1 protein-coding gene is annotated in these 565 nt (G+C 40.5%); it reads right to left on the reverse strand.

Annotation, left to right across the window (positions count from 1 at the left end):
• Positions 1–27: 27 nt before the first annotated feature.
• The gene (locus tag ACYVUV_RS12360; RefSeq protein WP_484499580.1) at positions 28–453 is read right to left on the reverse strand and encodes a helix-turn-helix domain-containing protein; all 426 of its coding nucleotides are present in this window, start codon (positions 451–453) and stop codon (positions 28–30) included.
• Positions 454–565: the final 112 nt, after the last annotated feature.

Consider the following 565-nt stretch of genomic DNA (forward strand, 5'->3'; position numbering starts at 1 on the left):
AGCATATAATATAGATAAGAAATTGGCCTAATGGTTGTGCAGATAATCTAGTATCTTAGAAACAAGCTCACTAGGCAAGTCCTTGGAATTATCGGTGATGATCTGCTTTAGAAGCTCATCATTACTGGTTAGCTTCTTCAGAAGTTCGTTGTGTTTAGGAATCGGAAATGCACCTGCTTCATACAATGCAATGGTATTAACTGTTATTCCTGTCAGCGTTGCTAAATCGCTCTGAGAGAGCTTGGCAGCATCCCTAAATGCTTTTATCTCACTAGGATAGATAAGCCCTGTGTCAGCTCTATAAGCGTTACGTGCCATCTCAGTAGCTCGATCGTCAAGTTCAGCATCATAAATTGGCTGATTGGTTTTCTCATCGAATCTGGCAGGTGCCGTGATCTTGTATTTCTTGTCACCGAAACAATATGTCGTGGTGAAATCCTTAATGTAGGACATAGCCAACCTCCTGTAACTGTAAGTTGCATCAAAAAGATATCAGATTGCCATCAGTTTGCTATCTTGTAGAGCTAGCAATTTTAAATCTATAGCGGCGCAGTGTACTGGATAA

The sequence above is a fragment of the Lactobacillus sp. WILCCON 0149 genome, from assembly GCF_057197965.1.

Bases quoted from the DNA above. Each gene is read 5' to 3' on its own strand.
- ACYVUV_RS12360 (WP_484499580.1), bottom strand. From the start codon at position 453: ATGTCCTACATTAAGGATTTCACCACGACATATTGTTTCGGTGACAAG.